Source organism: Streptomyces sp. DS1-CR2 (genome assembly GCF_055760475.1).
The window spans coordinates 7,184,425-7,203,005 of record NZ_CM147085.1; the positions used below are offsets into that span (position 1 = coordinate 7,184,425).

An 18,581-nucleotide genomic window follows, 5' to 3' on the forward strand; every position below is an offset into this window, starting at 1 on the left:
CCCCTTTCCGGAGGAACCCGTGCACAGAAAACGCCCGAGAATCCGCAAGGCGCTCGCACTCCTCACCGGCACACTCCTGGCCGGTGCATCGCTCACCCTCACCGCCCGTGCCGCTGAACCGCCGGAGGCGCAGGCGGAGGACTTCCAGCAGGTCACCCTCGCCAAGGGCGCCGAAGAGGTCGGCGAGCCCATGTCGCTCGCCGTCCTGCCGGACCGCAAGGTCCTGCACACCTCGCGCGACGGTGTCCTGCGCCTGACCGACGAGAACGGCACCACCAAGGTCGCCGGCAAGCTCGACGTCTACTCCCACGACGAAGAGGGCCTCCAAGGCGTCGGCGTGGACCCGAAGTTCAGCGACAACCACTTCATCTACCTCTACTACGCGCCGCCGCTCGACACCCCCGCGGGCGACGCCCCGAACGACGGCACGGCCGCGGACTTCAAGCCCTTCGACGGCCACAACCAGCTCTCGCGCTTCGTGCTCAACACGGACGGCACCCTCGACAACGCCAGCGAGAAGAAGATCCTGGAGATCCCCACCTCGCGCGGCATCTGCTGCCACGTGGGCGGCGACATCGACTTCGACAAGGACGGCAACCTCTACCTGTCGACGGGCGACGACTCCAACCCGTTCTCCTCCGACGGCTACACGCCGATCGACGAGCAGCCCACCCGCAACCCGGCCTACGACGCCCGGCGTTCGGCCGGCAACAGCAACGACCTGCGCGGCAAGATCCTGCGCATCAAGGTCAACGACGACGCCACGTACTCCATACCCGACGGCAACCTCTTCGCCCCGGGCACGGACAAGACCCGCCCCGAGATCTACGCGATGGGCTTCCGCAACCCGTTCCGGATCAGCGTCGACAAGCCGACCGGCATCGTCTACGTCGGTGACTACGGCCCCGACGCCGGCACCGCCGACCCCAAGCGCGGCCCCGGGGGCCAGGTCGAGTTCGACCGCGTCACGAAGGCCGGCAACTTCGGCTGGCCGTACTGCACCGGCAACAACGACGCGTACATCGACTACGACTTCGCCACCAAGACGTCCGGCGCCGCCTTCGACTGCGCCGCGCCGAAGAACACCTCGCCGCACAACACGGGCATCGTCGACCTGCCGGCCGCGCAGCCGGCCTGGATCCCCTACGACGGCGCCTCCGTGCCCGAGTTCGGCACCGGCTCCGAGTCCCCGATGGGCGGCCCGGTCTACCGCTACGACGCCGCGAACACCTCGCCCGTGAAGTTCCCCGAGGCCTACGACGGCAACTTCTTCGCCGGTGAGTTCGGCCGGCAGTGGATCAAGCGGATCGAGCAGGACGCGGACGGCAAGGTCGCCAAGATCAACCCGTTCCCGTGGACCGGCACGCAGGTGATGGACATGGCCTTCGGGCCGGACGGCGCCCTGTATGTCCTGGACTACGGCCTGTCCTGGTTCGGCGGCGACGAGCACTCCGGCCTCTACCGCATCGAGAACGCGACCGACGGCCACTCGCCCGTCGTCGACGCCAAGGTCGACAAGACCTCGGGCCAGGCCCCGCTCAAGGCCCGCTTCTCCTCGACCGCGACCGACGCCGACAGCGACGCGCTGACGTACTCCTGGAACTTCGGCGACGGCACCACCGGCACGGGCGCCGCCCCCAGCCACACGTACAAGAAGAACGGCACCTACACCGCGACCGTCACCGCCAAGGACACGACGGGCCGCACCGGCAGCGCCGACACCCACATCGTCGTCGGCAACACCGCGCCCACGGTGACCCTCGAACTCCCCGCGGACGGCCAGCTGTTCACCTTCGGTGACGAGGTGCCCTTCAAGGTGAAGGTCACCGACCCCGAGGACGGGACGATCGACTGCTCCAAGGTCAAGGTCACGCACATCCTCGGCCACGACATGCACGGCCACCCGGTCACGTCGGCCAACGGCTGCTCCGGCACCATCAAGACCTCCGCGGACAGTGAGCACGACCCGAACGCCAACATCTTCGGGGTCTTCGACGCCGAGTACACCGACCAGGGCGCAGGCGGCCAGCCCGCGCTGACCACCCACGACCAGAGCGTCACGCAGCAGAAGCACCGCCAGGCCGAGCACTACGGCGACTCCAAGGGCGTCAGTATCGTCGCCCACACCCCGGCCGAGGGCGGCAAGACGGTCGGCGACATCAACAACGGCGACTGGATCTCCTTCAAGCCGTACGTCCTGAACAACGCCACGTCGTTCACCGCCCGCGTCGCGTCCGCCGGCACCGGCGGCACGCTGGAGATCCGCAGCGGCTCCGCCACGGGGAAGCTCCTGGGCAGCGCCAAGGTCGAACCCACCGGGTCCTGGGAGACGTACAAGGACGTCACCGGCACCCTCGGCGGGGCGTCCGCGAAGACCACGACCCTGTTCCTGGTCTTCAAGGGTGCGGGCACCGACGCCCTGTTCGACGTCGACAACTTCACCTTCACCACCAGCTGAGGAAGGAGCAGGACTGTGCGCACCTCCACCCGTACCGCGCTCGCGGCCTCCGCGGCCGCCCTGCTCATCGGCTGTGTCTCCGCTCCCGCGTCCTCCTCACCGGGGGACGCGGGGGCGGGCGGCCGGGTCCTGGTCTTCTCCAAGACCGCGGGCTTCCGCCACGACTCGATCCCGGAGGGGATCGCCGCCGTGAAGGACCTGGGTGCCGCAGGCGGCTTCGCCGTCGACGCCACCGAGGACGGCGGCGCCTTCACGACCGCCAACCTGAGCCGCTACGACGCCGTCGTCTTCCTCTCCACCACCGGTGACGTGCTCGACGAAGGCCAGCAGAGCGCCTTCGAGAGCTACATCAAGAAGGGCGGCGGCTACGTCGGCGTCCACGCGGCCGCCGACACCGAGTACGACTGGCCGTTCTACGGAGGACTCGCCGGCGCCTACTTCCAGAACCACCCGGCGATCCAGCCCGCCACGGTCAAGGTCGAGGACCGGGGCAACCCGGCCACCGCCCACCTCGACCGGACCTGGAACCGCACCGACGAGTGGTACAACTACCGCACCAACCCGCGCGAACACGCCCACGTCCTCGCCTCGCTCGACGAGTCGTCGTACACGGGCGGCACCATGGCGGGCGACCACCCCATCTCCTGGTGCCAGAACTACCAGGGCGGCCGCTCCTTCTACACCGGCGCCGGCCACACCAAGGAGTCGTACGCCGACCCGGCCTTCCGGCAGCACCTGCTCGGCGGGATCCGCTGGGCGAGCGGCGCCGCGCAGGCCGACTGCCGGCCCGAGAACGGCTACACGTCCCTGTTCGACGGGACCGCCGAGTCGCTGGGGGACTGGAAGCAGGCCGGACCCGGCTCCTTCGAGCTCTCGGACGACGGCACGCTCACCTCGGCCGGCGGCATGGGAATGCTCTGGTACGCGGGCCGCCCGCTCGGCTCGTACTCCCTGAAGCTCGACTGGAAGATGGCCGGGGACGACAACTCCGGTGTCTTCGTGGGCTTCCCGGAGTCCGACGACCCCTGGTCGGCCGTGAACAACGGCTACGAGGTCCAGATCGACGCGACCGACGCGCCCGACCGCACCACCGGGTCCGTCTACAGCTTCCAGTCCGCCGACGTGAAGAAGCGCGACCGTGCGCTGAACCCGCCGGGGGAGTGGAACACGTACGAGATCCGGGTCGAGGGCGAGCACCTGCGGATCTGGCTCAACGGCGTGAAGGTCAACGACTTCACCAACACCGACCCCGCCCGGAGCCTGCGCGACGGATACGTCGGGATCCAGAACCACGGCAACGACGACCAGGTGTCCTTCCGTGACATCCGGGTCATGGACCTGCCCGCGAAGCCGGGCGCCGGGTCCGGCCACTAGACGGCGGCGGGCGGGGGACGCCGGACCCCCGCTCGCCGTCCCGCACCACCACGGCAACTCCGGCTCCAGGTTCGCGTACGACAAGGAGGCTGCCCATGTCCGCCGAACCCACTTCCCCCACCGCCCGCTCTCCTCGTCACGGTGTATGGCTCATCGGGGCCCGTGGCTCCGTCGCCACCACCGCGGTCGCGGGCTGCGCCGCCGTCGGCGCGGGCCTGCACCCTCCGACCGGCCTGGTCACCGAGACCGAACCCTTCGCCGACGCCGGGCTCCCCGCGCTGTCGTCCCTTGTCTTCGGCGGACACGACACCGTCGACTGTCCGCTGCCCAAACGCGCCGAACACCTCGCCGCCGGAGGAGTCCTGCCGCACGGCCTGCCGGCCGCGGTCGGCGCCGAACTCGCCGCCGCCGACCGGGAGATACGCCCGGGAGGCCCCCAGCCGGGGGACTCCCGCTCCGACGACGAACTCATCGCCGCCTTCGCCGCCGACATCCGTGACTTCGTGGACCACGGCGGACTCGCCCGCGCCGTCGTCGTGAACGTGGCGTCCACGGAACCCGCCCCCGGCAGCAGCCGGCTGCCCGCCAGCTCCCTCTACGCGGCGGCCGCCCTGCGCGCGGGCTGCCCGTACGTCAACTTCACCCCCTCCACCGGCCTGCACCACCCCGCGCTCGCCGAACTCGCCGCCACCAGCGGCCTGCCCTACGCGGGCCGTGACGGCAAGACTGGCCAGACCCTCCTGCGGTCCGTGCTCGCGCCGATGTTCCTCCAGCGCTCCCTGTCCGTGCGGGCCTGGTCCGGCACCAACCTCCTCGGCGGCGGAGACGGTGCCGCGCTCGCCGACCCCGGCGCCGCCGCGGCGAAGAACGCGGGCAAGGAACGCGTTCTCGCCGACGCGCTCGGGGCCGTGCCCGAGGGCGAGGTCCACATCGACGACGTGCCCGCGCTCGGGGACTGGAAGACCGCCTGGGACCACATCGCCTTCGACGGGTTCCTCGGCTCCCGCATGATCCTTCAGACGATCTGGCAGGGCTGCGACTCCGCGCTCGCCGCCCCCCTCGTCCTCGACCTGGCCCGCCTTCTCCTGCGCGCCCACGAGAAGGGCGTCGAGGGGCCCCTGCCGGAGCTCGGCTTCTACTTCAAGGACCCGGACGGCGACGCGTCCCCCGCGCTCGCCGAGCAGTACGCGACACTGGTCGGCTTTGCCGGACGCCTGCGGTGACCGGCCGCGCACAGCACCTGCGGGCCTGGGCCGAACTCCTGCGTCTGCCCGCCCTGTTCACCGTCCCCGGCGACGCGCTGGCGGGCGCGTCGGCGATGGGCCTGCGCCCCGGCCGAGGCACCTTCCTCGCCATCGGGTCGTCGCTGTGCCTCTACGAGGCGGGCATGGCCCTCAACGACTGGGCGGACCGCGCCGAGGACGCCGTGGACCGCCCGCACCGCCCGCTGCCGTCAGGGCGAATCCGCCCCGCAGCGGCCCTCGCGGCAGCGGGCGGCCTCACGGCCGCGGGCCTGGCCCTCGCGACCCGGGCGGGCCGTCCCGCCGCCCTGGCCGCGGGCGCGCTCGCGGCGACGGTGTGGTCGTACGACCTGGGCCTGAAGAAGACGCCGGCGGGACCGGTGGCGATGGCGGCGGCGAGAGGGCTCGACGTGCTGCTGGGAGCGGCGGCGACCTCGGGCCGCCTGCATCGCGCGGCCCTGCCCGCGGCCACGACGCTGGCCGCCCACACGCTCGCCGTCACCGCGGTGTCCCGCAACGAAACCCAGGGCGGCGACGTCAAAGCCCCCCTGGGCGCGCTCGCCGCGACCCTCGCGCTGACCCGGATCACCGGGCGCGCCCCACGACTCCCGGCAGGCCGGCGGGTAGCAGCCGCCCCCGGCCTGTCGGGGACCACCGCCGCCGCCCTGGCCGCCGCCTACGCGGCCACCGCGGCCCGCCCCTACTTCCACGCCGCCCTCAACCCCTCGCCGCCCCTGACCCAGCGGGCGGTGGGCGGCGGCATCCGCGCCATGATCCCCCTCCAGGCCGCCCTCGCCGCCAGGGCCGGCGCCCCCAGCACCGCCCTGATCACCGCCGCCCTCGCGCCGCTCGCGCGGCGCATCGCACCGAAGGTGAGCGTCACATGACCATCCGCTGGGGATACGGCACGAACGGCCTCACCGACCTGCGCCTGGAGGACGCCCTCGCCGTCCTCGCCGACCTGGGATACGACGGCGTCGGCCTCACCCTCGACCACATGCACCTGGACCCCCTGGTCCCGGACCTCCCCACCCGCACCCGGCAGGTGGCCCGCGCCCTCGACCGGCACGGCCTGACCGTCACCGTCGAGACCGGCGCCCGCTACGTCCTCGACCCGCGCCGCAAGCACGGCCCCTCGCTCCTCGACCCCGACCCGGACGCCAGGGCCGCCCGCACCCGGCTCCTCATCAGGGCCGTGCAGGTGGCCGCCGGCCTCGGCGCCCACGCCGTGCACTGCTTCAGCGGCATCACTCCGGACGGCACGGACGACGGCACCGCCTGGAAGCGGTTCGCCGACGCGCTCGCCCCCGTCCTCGACGCGGCCGACGCCGTCGGCGTCCCGCTCGCCATCGAGCCCGAGCCCGGCCACCTCCTCGGCTCACTCGCCGACTTCCACTACCTCCGCGAGGAGTTCGGCGGCCCGGAAGCGCTCGGCCTGACCCTGGACATCGGCCACTGCCAGTGCCTGGAGCCGCTGCCGCCCGCCGACTGCGTGCGCGAGGCCGCCCCCTGGCTGAAGCACGTACAGATCGAGGACATGCGGCGCGGTGTCCACGAACACCTTCCGTTCGGCGAAGGCGAGATCGACTTCCCGCCGGTGCTCGAAGCCCTCGACGCCACCGGCTACCAGGGACTGACGGTCGTGGAACTGCCCCGCCACTCCCACGCGGGGCCCCAACTCGCCGAGGAATCCCTGCGGTTCCTGCGATCCGCCGCCGAAGGAGGCACCCCATGACCGACACACCTGTCGGCATCGCGGCCCTTCGCGCCCGCACCGACGCCTCCCTCGGCGAGACCGCCCGCACCTGGCTCGACAAGGCCACGGCGGCGGCTGCCGCCGAAAACACCGGTAATCAACAGACGCCAGCCACATGGGAGTTGAGGTTCGCCGAAGCGGGGCGCCGCTGTGGCGCCGAGCACGCCGACAGTGCCCGCATCGTCCTCCTGCACGCGGCCCGCGCCGACACCGCCACCCTCACCCGCCTCTACGAACAGGGCGCCGGCGCCGAACGCCGCGCCGTCCTCGCCGCCCTGCCCCACCTCGTACCAGGGCCCGAAGCGCTGTCCCTCGTCGAGGACGCGCTGCGCACGAACGACACCCGGCTCGTCGCCGCCGCCGTCGGCCCCTACGCCGCCGAGCACCTCCCCGCACACCACTGGCGGCACGCCGTCCTGAAGTGTCTGTTCACCGGCGTGCCGGTGTCCGCCGTCGCCGAGCTCGCCGAACGGGCGCGCGGTGACGCCGAACTCGCCCGCATGCTCGGAGACTACGCACGCGAACGCACCGCCGCGGGCCGACCCGTCCCCGACGACCTGCACCGCGTACTGGCCCTGACCCCCCTGGTCGTGCCCCCTCCCCACAAGGCCGAGGAGTCCTGATGCGCATCTTCGACCCCCACATCCACATGACGTCGCGCACCACCGACGACTACGAGGCCATGTACGCCGCGGGCGTACGGGCGATCGTCGAGCCGTCCTTCTGGCTCGGCCAGCCCCGCACCTCGCCCGCCTCGTTCTTCGACTACTTCGACGCGCTCCTCGGCTGGGAGCCGTTCCGTGCCGCGCAGTACGGGATCGCCCACCACTGCACGCTCGCCCTCAACCCCAAAGAGGCGAACGACCCGCGCTGCACGCCCGTCCTCGACGCGCTGCCGCGCTACCTCGTCAAGGACAACGTCGTCGCCGTGGGCGAGATCGGCTACGACTCGATGACCCCCGCCGAGGACACCGCGCTCGCCGCGCAGCTCCAGCTCGCCGCCGACCACGAACTCCCCGCGCTCGTGCACACCCCGCACCGCGACAAGCTCGCCGGACTGCGCCGCACCCTGGACGTCGTACGCGAGTCGGACCTGCCGCTCGACCGCGTGCTGATCGACCACCTCAACGAGACCACGGTGAAGGAGGCCAAGGACGCGGGCTGCTGGCTCGGGTTCTCCGTCTACCCCGACACCAAGATGGACGAGGAGCGGATGGTCGCGATCCTCACCGAGTACGGACCCGAGCAGGTGCTCGTCAACTCGGCCGCGGACTGGGGCAAGAGCGACCCCCTCAAGACCCGCAAGGTCGCCGACGCGATGCTGAAGGCCGGCTTCACCGAGGACGACGCCGACCGCGTCCTGTGGCGCAACCCCGTCGCGTTCTACGGCCTCAGCGGCCGGCTCGACCTCGACGTCGCCGGAACCGACGCCACCCACGAGGGCAACTCCATCCTGCGCGGCGGGGCGTGAGCGATGCGCTTCCGCCACCCCGACGGGTCCACCGTCCACCTCGCGTACTGCACCAACGTCCACCCCGCCGAGACCCTGGACGGCGTGCTGGCCCAGCTGCGCGACCACTGCGAACCCGTCCGCAAGCGCCTCGGCCGCGACCGGCTCGGCATCGGCCTGTGGCTCGCCAAGGACGCCGCGCGCGCCCTCACCACCGACCCCGTCGCCCTGCGCGGCCTGCGCACCGAACTCGACCGCCGCGGCCTCGAAGTCGTCACCCTAAACGGCTTCCCTTACGAAGGGTTCGGCGCCGAGAAGGTCAAGTACCGCGTGTACAAGCCCGACTGGGCCGACCCGGAGCGCCTCGCGCACACCGCGGACCTCGCCCGGCTCCTCGCCGCGCTGCTCCCCTCCGACATCACCGAGGGCACCATCTCCACGCTGCCCCTCGCATGGCGCACCGGCTACGACCCGGCACGCAGGGACATCGCGTACGCGGCGCTCACCACCCTCGCCGAGCGGCTCGACGCCCTGGAGGAGCTGACCGGCCGCTCCCTCCGCATCGGCCTCGAACCCGAGCCGGGCTGCACCGTCGAGACGACCGGCGACGCCATCGCCCCGCTCACGGCCGTGGCCCGCGACCGCATCGGCGTCTGCGTCGACACCTGCCATCTCGCCACCTCCTTCGAGGACCCGGCCACCGCACTCGACGCCCTCGCCGCCGCCGGCATCCCCGTCGTCAAGTCCCAGCTCTCCGCGGCCCTGCACGCCGAGCACCCCGAAAGAGCCGAGGTCCGCGAGGCGCTCGCCGCGTTCGACGAACCCCGCTTCCTGCACCAGACCCGCACCCTCACCCCCGAAGGGCTGCGCGGCACCGACGACCTCGGCGAGGCAATCGCCGGCGGCGCGCTCCCCGACACCGCGCCCTGGCGCGCCCACTTCCACGTACCGCTGCACGCGGCGCCCGCGGCCCCCCTCACCTCCACACTCCCGGTGCTGAAGGACACGCTCACCCGCCTGGTCGGCGGCGCGCACCCGCTCACCCGTCACCTGGAAGTCGAGACGTACACCTGGCAGGCGCTCCCGCCCGAGCTGCGCCCCCGCGCCCGCACCCAGCTCGCCGACGGCATCGCCGCCGAGCTCACCCTGGCCCGCGACCTCCTGACGGACCTCGGCCTGAAGGAACTCCCATGACAACTGCCACCGCAGACCACACAGTCGAGCGGCCGGACGTGAGCCCGAACCCGCTGCTCGTCCTGGACGTCGTGGGACTCACCCCGCGTCTCCTCGACCACATGCCCCACCTCAAGGCCCTCGGCCGGACTGGGTCGCAGGCCCACCTCGGCACGGTCCTGCCCGCCGTCACCTGCGCCGCCCAGTCGACGTTCCTCACCGGCACCATGCCGTCCGAGCACGGCATCGTCGCCAACGGCTGGTACTTCCGCGAGCTGGGCGACGTACTCCTGTGGCGCCAGCACAACGGACTCGTCGCCGGCGACAAGCTCTGGGACGCGGCCCGCCGCAGCCACCCCGGGTACACGGTCGCCAACATCTGCTGGTGGTACGCCATGGGCGCCGACACCGACATCACCGTCACGCCCCGGCCCGTGTACTACGCCGACGGCCGCAAGGAACCCGACTGCTACACCAGACCACCGGCCCTGCACGACGAACTCACCGAGAACCTCGGCACGTTCCCCCTCTTCCACTTCTGGGGCCCGGGCGCCGACCTCGTCTCCAGCCGGTGGATCGTCGACGCGACCCGTCACATCATGGCCACCCGCCACCCCGACCTGGCCCTGGCCTACGTCCCCCACCTCGACTACGACCTCCAGCGCTTCGGCCCCGACGACCCGCGCTCGCACCGGGCCGCCGCCGAACTCGACGCCACCCTCGCGCCGCTCCTCGACGACGCGAAGGCCGAGGGCCGCACGGTCGTCGCCCTGTCCGAGTACGGCATCACCCGCGTCGAGCGGCCCGTCGACATCAACCGCGCCCTGCGCCGCGCCGGACTCCTCGAAGTGCACACGCAGGACGGCATGGAGTACCTCGACCCGATGACGTCCCGCGCGTTCGCGGTCGCCGACCACCAGATCGCCCACATCTACGTGCGCCGCCCCGAGGATCTCGACATGGTCCGCGAGGCGCTGAAGGACGTGCCCGGCATCGAGCAACTCCTCGACGACGAGGGCAAGAAGGCCCACCATCTCGACCACCCCCGCTCCGGGGAACTCGTCGCCGTCGCCGAACCCGACGCCTGGTTCACGTACTACTACTGGCTCGACGACGCCCGCGCGCCCGACTTCGCGCAGCTCGTCGAGATCCACCGCAAACCCGGCTACGACCCCGTCGAGCTGTTCATGGACCCCCAGGACCCCTACGTCAAGGTGAAGGCCGCCGGCGCCCTGGCCCGCAAGAAGCTCGGCATGCGCTACCGCATGGCGGTCGTACCCCTCGACCCCTCACCCATCCGCGGCAGCCACGGCCGCCTCCCCTTGAGCGACGACAGCCCCGACGGTCCGCTCATCCTCTGTTCCACCCCCCGCGCCGTCACCGGCCGTGTCGCGGCCACCGACGTGAAATCGCTGTTGCTCGACCTGGCCGGTCTCGCATGAGCCCGGTGCGCACCCGCACACACCCCGCACCCACCCGAGAAAGAGAGAGACCGTGACCGCGTTCAACGATGAATCCGGACCCGGCGACGCACTGCGCCGCGCTCTCGGTGTCAGCCGCCGACGCTTTCTGAGCACCTGCACCGCCGCGGGGGCAGCCGCCGTCGCCGCACCCGTCTTCGGCGCGTCGCCCGCCCTCGCCCAGAGCACGCACAACGGCGGCGGGGGCGGCGGCAACGCCCTCGTCCCGGCATCCAAGCGCGGCATCATCCTCTACACCGTGCGCGACGCCACCGGCAGAGACCCGCTCGCCACCGACCTGCCCTCCGGCTTCCGCGAGGTGTTCAAGGAGCTGGCCCGCTACGGCTACAAGCAGGTCGAGTTCGCCGGCTACGGCCAGCACGCCAACGCGCCCGGCGGCGCCAGCCTCGAATCCGTCGAGGGCGCCAAGCTGCTGCGCTCCTGGCTCGACGAGTACGGCCTGCGCGCCCAGGGCAACCACGGCTTCATCCCGGGGTCGTGGCCGCTCAGCCAGCCCGACCTCGACACGTTCAAGAAGCACCTGGAGATAGCCAACATCCTCGGCATGGACCACATGGGCACCGGCGGCGACCCCACCGGCAGCGCCTACCGGTCCGACTGGGACACCGCCGCCGACAAGTGGAACGCGCTCGGCAAGATCGCCCACGGCGCCGGCCTCAAGCTGTACACGCACAACCACGACGCGGCGTACGGCTTCCTGCTCGACGGCGGCCCCCTCGACGCGCAGGGCAAACCGACACGCAGCTCCGGCATCCGCAAGCTGGAGTACTTCCTCGAGGTGACCGACCCGAAGACGGTCTGGCTGGAGATGGACATCTTCTGGGCGCACGTGGCCCAGTACAAGTTCCACACCTACACCGCCCACGACGGCTCCCAGCGGGAGAACGTCTTCGACCCGGCGGCGCTCGTGAGCCGCAACAACAAGCGCTACCCGCTGTTCCACGCCAAGGACGGCACGGTCAACGAGACGAACGGCATGGGCTACGACATGGTGCCGTTCGGCACCGGAGTCATCGACTACGAGAAGTTCTTCACCCGCGTCGGGGCGATGAACTACCACAACCCGATGGTCGAGCAGGACAACGCGCCCAGCGCCACCGACCTCGGCCAGTCCCTCACGTACGCGAAGACCGGCTACGACAACCTGGCCGGGCTGCGCAAGAAGCGCTGACGCCGACCCGGCGGAAATGAGTGGGGCCCTGCCATACGGCCGGGCCCCACTCAGTAGGTGAACGTGAACTCCCCTTATGCGCCGATGACTTCCTTCGAGGTCGTGGCCGCCTTCTCCCGGCCCGGCTGCCGCAGCAGCAGCGCGAAGGCCGCCGCCACCATCGATATCCCGCCGGCCAGCGCGTACGCCCCGTTGTAGCCCCACGCGGCGACCACCATCGAGCCGAGGCCGCCGCCGAACAGACCACTGACGAGCTTGCCGCTGTAGACGAGCCCGTAGTTGGTGGCGTTGTAGTTCTCCCCGAAGTAGTCCGGGGTCAGCGCCGCGAACATCGGGTAGAACGCGCCGCCGCCGAAGCCCGACAGGAACGCGAACACCAGGAACAGCCACTCACTCTTGATGTCGCCCGCCCAGATCACGCCGAACTGGGCAAGCCCCAGCACGACGATCACGAGCACCAGGCTGAGCTTCCGGCCCCAGATGTCCGACATCCAGCCCACGACGGCACGGCCGACTCCGTTGATGACGGCCATGACGCCCATCGACGACGCCGCGACCAGCGGCCCGAAGCCGACCTCCTTGGCGAAGTCCACCTGGAACGAGATGCCGAAGATCGACACACCGGCCGTCAGCACGAGGCTGAACCACATGATCGGCAGCATGCCGGTCCTGATGGCCTCCTTGGGCGTGTACTGGCGTACCGCGGGCGGGTTCTTGGCCAGAGACCTCGCGCTCTTGCCCGTGCCGGAGGTGGCCAGAGGGTCGATGTCGTGCGGCCACCAGTTCTTCGGCGGGTCCCTGAAGTAGAACGCGCAGACCAGCACCACGACCAGGACGTAGGCGCCGATCATGTCGAGCACCCGGTGGTAATTGGACGTGTCGAAGGCGTAGTTGAAGATGAAGATGAACGGCAGGGACCCGTAGGCGAAGCCGCCGTTGACGAAACCGGTCCTGCCGCCTTTTCGCTCCGGGAACCATTTGCCGACCATGTTGATGCAGGTCGAGTAGACGAGGCCGGAGCCCAGGCCACCGATGACGCCGAAGCCGAGGATCGCCAGCCACACATTGCTGAGATGGGAGAGCGCGAGAAATCCGAGCATGCACAGGAACGCGCCGGTCATCATGGCCCGCTTCGCGGACAGGATGCCCTTCTCCCGCATCCACCCCGCCGGGAAGGCGATGCCCGCCTGGAAGAACACCCAGACGCTCAGGATCCAGAAGGTGTTCGACTGCGTCCAGCCATGTGCGCTGGACAGAGTGTCCTCCGCCGAACCGTACGCGTACTCGGAAACGCTGATGGCCATCATCGCGACCCATGGCAGATACACCATGAACTTACGGGAATGGCCGAGGATGTCGCGGTCGCTCTCGCCCAGGCGATAGACGCGGCCGTTCTCGTCGGTGATTTCTCGGTACCTGCTACCGGTGGTCGTCGCTGAGTTGCCTGCGGCGATGGGCTCCGCCGTCATATCAAGCCATCTCCTCACCGAGCGGTTGCGGGTTGGGAACGATGCGGCGCTGAGGTTTCGGCCTGCCCGGCGCCTTGAGGAACAGTGCGAGGACCGCGGAGGCGAGCCCGATGGAGCCCGCGATGACGAAGGCGCCTTCGTAGTCCCACGCCCCGACCACGACGGCGCCCATTCCGGAGCCCACGAGACCCGAGATCAGCTTCGAGCTGTAGACCATCCCGTAGTTGGAGGCGTTGTTGTTCTCACCGAAGTAGTCCGCCGTCATGGCCGCGAACAGCGGGAAGATCGCGCCGCCGCCGAACCCGGAGACCATCGAGCAGAACAGGAAGAACGGCATGCTGCCCATCGACCCGGAGACGAGTACGCCGAACTGGGCGGACCCGAGGACGAGGCAGACGACGATGAGTGTGTTGCGGCGGCCGAAGCGGTCGGAGATCCAGCCGATCACACCGCGGCCGGTTCCGTTGACGATCGCCTTGAGTGACATCGCCGTGGCCACGATGCCGCCGGCGAATCCCATGTCCTTTCCGAACGGCACCTGGAAGGCGATGCCGAAGATATTGATCCCCGCGGTGCAGAGCAGACAGAACCACATCATCCACAGGACGGGTGTCCGGGCGGCCTCCTTGGGGGTGTACTGCTTCACGGCCGGCGGGTTATTCGCCAGAGCCCGGCGAATCTTCGGGTCGTCGGACACCTTCAGCGGGTCCACATGCGGGGGCCACCAGCCCTTCGGCGGGTCCTTGAAGAACCAGCCCGCGAACGCGACGACGGCGCAGCAGATCACGCCGACCATCACCAGGACACCCTCGTAGTTGCTCAAGTCCATGTACGACGTGAACAGGAAGACGAAGGGCACCGAGCCATAGGCGAAACCGCCGTTGACCATCCCGGTCTTGCCGCCCTTGCGCTCCGGGTACCACTTGCCGACCATGTTCACGCAGGTCGCGTAGACGAGGCCGGCGCCGATGCCGCTGAACATGCCGAAACCGAGGTACGCGACGATCACATGCGGCGCGTACGCGAGCGACAGATAGCCGAGGATCGTGCCGAGGGCGCCGAGGAACATCGCGTAACGCGCGGGCAGCCTCCCGCTCTCACGCAGCTGCCCCGCGGGGAAGGCGACGGCGGCCTGGAAGAACACCCAGACACCCATCAGCCAGAAGATGTGCCCGCTGTTCCACAGATGGGCCTCGTGCAGGGTGTCCTCGGCGGACGTGAAGGCGTACTCGGACGAGCTGATGCCGAGCATGCCCATCCATGGGAAGAGCACCATGGTCCAGCGTGGTCGCCCCATGATGTCCCGATCGGTCTCACCGATGCGGTACAGGCGGCCGTTGCGGTCCGTCACCTCCCTGAAGGGGACGGGACTCGATAGATCGTCGGTGGTTTTCATGACGGTCGCACCCCTTGCGTCGAAAGATCTGGCCAGCGCCCCCTGTCCAAATTCCTTCTCCGTGCGCATGGGTCCCGGGGCCGGCCCGCGCGCACCGCCGGCCGGCCCCCAGTCCGGTCACCTCATGAACCGCCCCCCAACAGCCCCGCCGCACGGGCCCACCGGCTGTGTTGGCCCGGGGGCAACCCCCGGACCCCCGGCCGGTTCGTCGGCTGGTCCGGGCATCACAACAGCCCCGCCGCACGGGCCCACCGATACTTCGCACCAAGTGCGGCCACCGGCTTCTCGGTCGTGTACGGGTACGCCACGACCCCGCGCTCGTAGAGGTACTGGCAGGCCTCCTCGACCTCGACGTCGCCCGCGAGCGACGCCACCACGGGCTTCTCGATGCCCCGCGCGCGGAATTCCTCGACCACCCGTGCCGTCAGCTCCGCGAAGACCATCGGCGGGGTGACGATCGTGTGCCAGTAGCCGAGGACGAGCGAGTGGATCCGCGGGTCCTCAAGTCCGAGCCTGATGGTGGCCTCGTACGTCGACGGCGGCTCACCGCCCGTGATGTCGATCGGGTTGCCCGCGGCGCCGAAGGGCGGGATGAACGCCTTGAACGCGGCGTCCAGATCCTCCGGGATCTCCATCAGGGACAGGCCGTTGTCGACGATGGCGTCCGAGAGCAGCACACCCGAGCCGCCCGCGCCGGTGATGATGACGACGTTGTCGCCCTTCGGCGTCGGAAGCACGGGCAGCGCCCGCGCGTACTCGAGCATCTCGTTCAGCCCCGGCGCCCTGATGACGCCGGCCTGCCTGAGGATGTCGTCGTACACCGCGTCGTCGCCCGCGAGGGCTCCCGTGTGCGAACCGGCCGCCTTCGCGCCCGCGCTGGTGCGCCCCGCCTTGAGGACCACGACGGGCTTCTTCGGCACCGTCGCCCGCGCGGCCTCCACGAAGGCCCGCCCGTCCTTCAGGTCCTCCAAGTGCATGGCGATGCACTGGGTGTTGGGGTCCTCGCCGAACCAGGTGAGCAGGTCGTCCTCGTCGAGGTCCGACTTGTTGCCGAGCCCCACGATCGCGGAGACACCGGTCTTCGTCGTGCGCGCGAAGCCGAGGATCGCCATGCCGATGCCCCCGGACTGCGAGGTCAGCGCGACCCCGCCCTTCACGTCGTACGGCGTGCAGAACGTGGCGCACAGGTCCTGCCACGTCGAGTAGTAGCCGTAGATGTTCGGCCCGAGCAGGCGTACCCCGTACCGCTCGCCGATCGCCACGATCTCGTCCTGGAGGGCCTGTTCACCGGTCTCCGCGAAGCCGGAGGGGATCAGGACCGCGTTCGGGATCCCCTTGCGTCCCACCTCTTCGAGGGCCGAGGCCACGAACTTGGCGGGGATCGCGAAGACCGCCACATCCACCTCACCCGGGACGTCCGTGACACTCTTGTACGCCTTGCGGCCCAGGATGTCATCGGCCTTGGGGTTCACCGGATGGATCTCTCCGGAGAAACCCCCGTCGATCAGGTTGCGCATGACCGAATTGCCGATCTTGCCCTGCTCGCTGGACGCGCCGATCACCGCGACCGAGCGCGGCTGCATCAGCCGGCGCATCGACCGGAGGATCTCCTCGCGCGAGTACGTGCGCCGCTGCTTTAGTGCCCCGTCGGCGAGGATCACCCGGATGTCGGCGGCGACGGCGCCCTGCGGCGTCGCGATCACGGGGTTGAGGTCGACCTCGGCGATCTCCGGGAAGTCGGTGACCAGTTGGGACACCCGGCGGATCTGCTCGGCGAGCGCCCACCGGTCGACCGGCTGCGCGCCGCGCACCCCGCGCAGCACCTCGGCCGCCCGGATCGAGTCCAGCATGGACACGGCCTCGTCCGCGCCGACCGGCGCGAGCCGGAACGTCACGTCCTTGAGCACCTCGACCAGCACACCGCCGAGCCCGAACGCGACGACCTTCCCGAACGTCGGATCGGTGACGGCCCCGACGATGACCTCCTGCGAGGAGGGCCCGGTCGGCAGCAGCTCCTGCACCTGCACGCCCTTGATCCGGGCGTCCGGCGCGTAGGCCCGCGCGTTCTCCACGATCTTGCAGAAGGCGGCCCGCACGTCGGCCGCGCCCTCCACCCCCACGATCACGCCGCCCGCGTCCGTCTTGTGCAGGATGTCGGGGGAGACGATCTTCATCACGACGGGTCCGCCGAAGCGTGCCGCGTACGCGACCGCCTCGTCCACGTCCGTCGCCAGCTCCTCGCCGGGCACGCAGATCCCGTACGCGTCGGCGATCACCTTGCCCTCGGGGGCGGTGAGAGCGCTGCGGCCCTCCGCGCGTACGGATTCGAGCAGCGCCCGTACCGTGAGCTCACGGTCCTCGGCCATCAATCAGATCACTCCGTTCGACTTGAGCAGGCGCAGTTCCTCGTCCCCGAGCCCCAGCTCCCCGACGAACACCTCGGCGTTGTGCTCGCCGAGCAGGGGTGAACTGACCACTTCCACAGGGGAGTCGGAGAGCTTGAGGGGGGAGCCGACCGTGGTGAACGTGCCGCGCTCCGGGTGGGCCACCTCGACGACCATCTCGTTCGCGACGAGCGAGGCGTCCTCGATGATCTCCTTGGTGGAGAGGATCGGCCCGCACGGGATGTTGTGCGCGTTGAGCCGCTCGAGCACCTCCCACTTGGGCAGGGTCGAGGACCACTCCTCGATGAGCTGGAACATCTTGTTGAGCTTGGGCAGGCGCGCCTCGGGCGACGCCCACTCGGGGTCCTCGGCCAGCTCGGGCCGCCCGATCAGCTCGCTCAGCGGCTGCCAGCCGACGGGCTGCACGATGACGTACACGTAGTCGTTCGGGCCGCCGGGCGCGCACTTGACCGCCCAGCCGGGCTGGCCGCCGCCGGACGCGTTGCCCGAGCGCGGCACCTCGTCCCCGAAGTCCTCGTTGGGATACTCGGCCAACGGGCCGTGCGTCAGGCGCTGTTGGTCGCGCAGCTTGACCCGGCACAGATTGAGCACGGCGTGCTGCATGGCGACGTTCACGCGCTGGCCGCGCCCGGTGTTCTCGCGCTGGAACAGCGCCGCGAGGATGCCGGCGACGGCGTGGATGCCGGTGCCGGAGTCACCGATCTGCGCGCCCGTGGCCAGCGGCGGACCGTCCTCGAAGCCGGTCGTCGCCATCGAGCCGCCCATGGCCTGCGCCACGACCTCGTACGCCTTGAAGTTGGTGTACGGGCCGTCGCCGAAGCCCTTGATGGAGGCGTAGACGATGCGCGGGTTGATCTCCTGGATGCGCTCCCAGGTGAAGCCCATCCGGTCGACGGCGCCCGGGCCGAAATTCTCGACCATGACGTCGGAGCGCCGGATCAGCTCGGTGAGGAGCTCCTTGCCGCGTTCCGTCTTCGTGTTGAGGGTGATGCTCCGCTTGTTGCAGTTGAGCATCGTGAAGTAGAGCGAGTCGACGTCCGGCAGGTCGCGCAGCTGCTTGCGCGTGATGTCCCCGGTCGGCGCCTCCAGCTTCACCACGTCCGCGCCGAGCCAGGCGAGGAGCTGGGTCGCGGAGGGCCCGGACTGCACATGGGTCATGTCGAGGACACGGACGCCCTCAAGAGCCTTGGTGGTCATGGCAGGGCTC

General features: G+C 70.4%; 14 protein-coding genes. 10 read left to right on the top strand and 4 right to left on the bottom strand.

The window, feature by feature from the left end; genetic code table 11:
• The first annotated feature begins 19 nt into the window (after window positions 1–19).
• The 10 genes from ACY0PA_RS33810 (at window position 20) to ACY0PA_RS33855 (ending at window position 12,104) form a co-directional block, all read left to right on the top strand.
• Window positions 20–2,458, top strand: a complete 2,439-nt coding sequence (locus tag ACY0PA_RS33810; RefSeq protein WP_473081245.1) for a PQQ-dependent sugar dehydrogenase — start codon at window positions 20–22, stop codon at window positions 2,456–2,458.
• 15 nt (window positions 2,459–2,473) lie between these two features.
• Window positions 2,474–3,832, top strand: a complete 1,359-nt coding sequence (locus ACY0PA_RS33815) for a ThuA domain-containing protein (RefSeq protein WP_473081246.1) — start codon at window positions 2,474–2,476, stop codon at window positions 3,830–3,832.
• Window positions 3,833–3,927: 95 nt separating this feature from the next.
• Entirely contained in the window at window positions 3,928–5,055 is a 1,128-nt protein-coding gene (locus ACY0PA_RS33820) for an inositol-3-phosphate synthase (protein ID WP_473081247.1), read from the top strand.
• Window positions 5,052–5,960: an SCO3242 family prenyltransferase gene (locus tag ACY0PA_RS33825; RefSeq protein ID WP_473081248.1), complete on the top strand. Its 909-nt coding sequence runs from the start codon at window positions 5,052–5,054 to the stop codon at window positions 5,958–5,960. Before ACY0PA_RS33820 ends, ACY0PA_RS33825 begins: the two co-directional genes overlap by 4 nt.
• A complete protein-coding gene (locus tag ACY0PA_RS33830; RefSeq protein ID WP_473081249.1) occupies window positions 5,957–6,808 on the top strand; it encodes a sugar phosphate isomerase/epimerase family protein in 852 nt (283 codons plus the stop codon). The genes ACY0PA_RS33825 and ACY0PA_RS33830 overlap by 4 nt, the downstream gene beginning before the upstream one ends.
• Complete coding sequence (locus ACY0PA_RS33835) at window positions 6,805–7,452, top strand: EboA domain-containing protein (RefSeq protein ID WP_473081250.1); 648 nt, start codon at window positions 6,805–6,807, stop codon at window positions 7,450–7,452. Before ACY0PA_RS33830 ends, ACY0PA_RS33835 begins: the two co-directional genes overlap by 4 nt.
• Window positions 7,452–8,300 carry a TatD family hydrolase gene (locus ACY0PA_RS33840; RefSeq protein ID WP_473081251.1) on the top strand — a complete coding sequence of 283 codons (849 nt, stop codon included), beginning with the start codon at window positions 7,452–7,454 and terminating at the stop codon, window positions 8,298–8,300. Before ACY0PA_RS33835 ends, ACY0PA_RS33840 begins: the two co-directional genes overlap by 1 nt.
• Window positions 8,301–8,303: 3 nt before the next feature.
• Window positions 8,304–9,473 carry a metabolite traffic protein EboE gene (gene eboE / locus ACY0PA_RS33845; RefSeq protein WP_473081252.1) on the top strand — a complete coding sequence of 390 codons (1,170 nt, stop codon included), beginning with the start codon at window positions 8,304–8,306 and terminating at the stop codon, window positions 9,471–9,473.
• Entirely contained in the window at window positions 9,470–10,894 is a 1,425-nt protein-coding gene (locus tag ACY0PA_RS33850) for an alkaline phosphatase family protein (RefSeq protein ID WP_473081253.1), read from the top strand. Before eboE ends, ACY0PA_RS33850 begins: the two co-directional genes overlap by 4 nt.
• A 52-nt stretch (window positions 10,895–10,946) precedes the next feature.
• A complete protein-coding gene (locus ACY0PA_RS33855) occupies window positions 10,947–12,104 on the top strand; it encodes a sugar phosphate isomerase/epimerase family protein (protein ID WP_473081254.1) in 1,158 nt (385 codons plus the stop codon).
• A gap of 74 nt (window positions 12,105–12,178) precedes the next feature.
• Here the strand turns inward: ACY0PA_RS33855 and ACY0PA_RS33860 are convergent, their stop codons facing one another.
• The 4 genes from ACY0PA_RS33860 to frc form a co-directional block, all read right to left on the bottom strand.
• Window positions 12,179–13,573: an OFA family MFS transporter gene (locus tag ACY0PA_RS33860; RefSeq protein WP_473081255.1), complete on the bottom strand. Its 1,395-nt coding sequence runs from the start codon at window positions 13,571–13,573 to the stop codon at window positions 12,179–12,181.
• Window position 13,574: 1 nt separating this feature from the next.
• Complete coding sequence (locus ACY0PA_RS33865) at window positions 13,575–14,969, bottom strand: OFA family MFS transporter (RefSeq protein WP_473081256.1); 1,395 nt, start codon at window positions 14,967–14,969, stop codon at window positions 13,575–13,577.
• Window positions 14,970–15,193: 224 nt separating this feature from the next.
• Window positions 15,194–17,335 (bottom strand): acetate--CoA ligase family protein, encoded by a 2,142-nt coding sequence (locus ACY0PA_RS33870; protein WP_473081257.1) that lies wholly within the window; start codon window positions 17,333–17,335, stop codon window positions 15,194–15,196.
• 3 nt (window positions 17,336–17,338) lie between these two features.
• Window positions 17,339–18,571, bottom strand: a complete 1,233-nt coding sequence (gene frc / locus ACY0PA_RS33875; RefSeq protein ID WP_473081258.1) for a formyl-CoA transferase — start codon at window positions 18,569–18,571, stop codon at window positions 17,339–17,341.
• Window positions 18,572–18,581 lie beyond the last annotated feature (10 nt).

Excerpts from the sequence above, each read along its gene's own strand:
- ACY0PA_RS33835 (WP_473081250.1), top strand. The coding sequence starts at position 6,805 with ATGACCGACACACCTGTCGGCATCGCGGCCCTTCGCGCCCGCACCGAC.
- ACY0PA_RS33830 (WP_473081249.1), top strand. The coding sequence starts at position 5,957 with ATGACCATCCGCTGGGGATACGGCACGAACGGCCTCACCGACCTGCGC.
- ACY0PA_RS33865 (WP_473081256.1), bottom strand. The coding sequence starts at position 14,969 with ATGAAAACCACCGACGATCTATCGAGTCCCGTCCCCTTCAGGGAGGTG.
- eboE (WP_473081252.1), top strand. The coding sequence starts at position 8,304 with ATGCGCTTCCGCCACCCCGACGGGTCCACCGTCCACCTCGCGTACTGC.
- ACY0PA_RS33820 (WP_473081247.1), top strand. The coding sequence starts at position 3,928 with ATGTCCGCCGAACCCACTTCCCCCACCGCCCGCTCTCCTCGTCACGGT.
- ACY0PA_RS33870 (WP_473081257.1), bottom strand. The coding sequence starts at position 17,335 with ATGGCCGAGGACCGTGAGCTCACGGTACGGGCGCTGCTCGAATCCGTA.
- ACY0PA_RS33850 (WP_473081253.1), top strand. The coding sequence starts at position 9,470 with ATGACAACTGCCACCGCAGACCACACAGTCGAGCGGCCGGACGTGAGC.
- ACY0PA_RS33860 (WP_473081255.1), bottom strand. The coding sequence starts at position 13,573 with ATGACGGCGGAGCCCATCGCCGCAGGCAACTCAGCGACGACCACCGGT.
- ACY0PA_RS33840 (WP_473081251.1), top strand. The coding sequence starts at position 7,452 with ATGCGCATCTTCGACCCCCACATCCACATGACGTCGCGCACCACCGAC.
- frc (WP_473081258.1), bottom strand. The coding sequence starts at position 18,571 with ATGACCACCAAGGCTCTTGAGGGCGTCCGTGTCCTCGACATGACCCAT.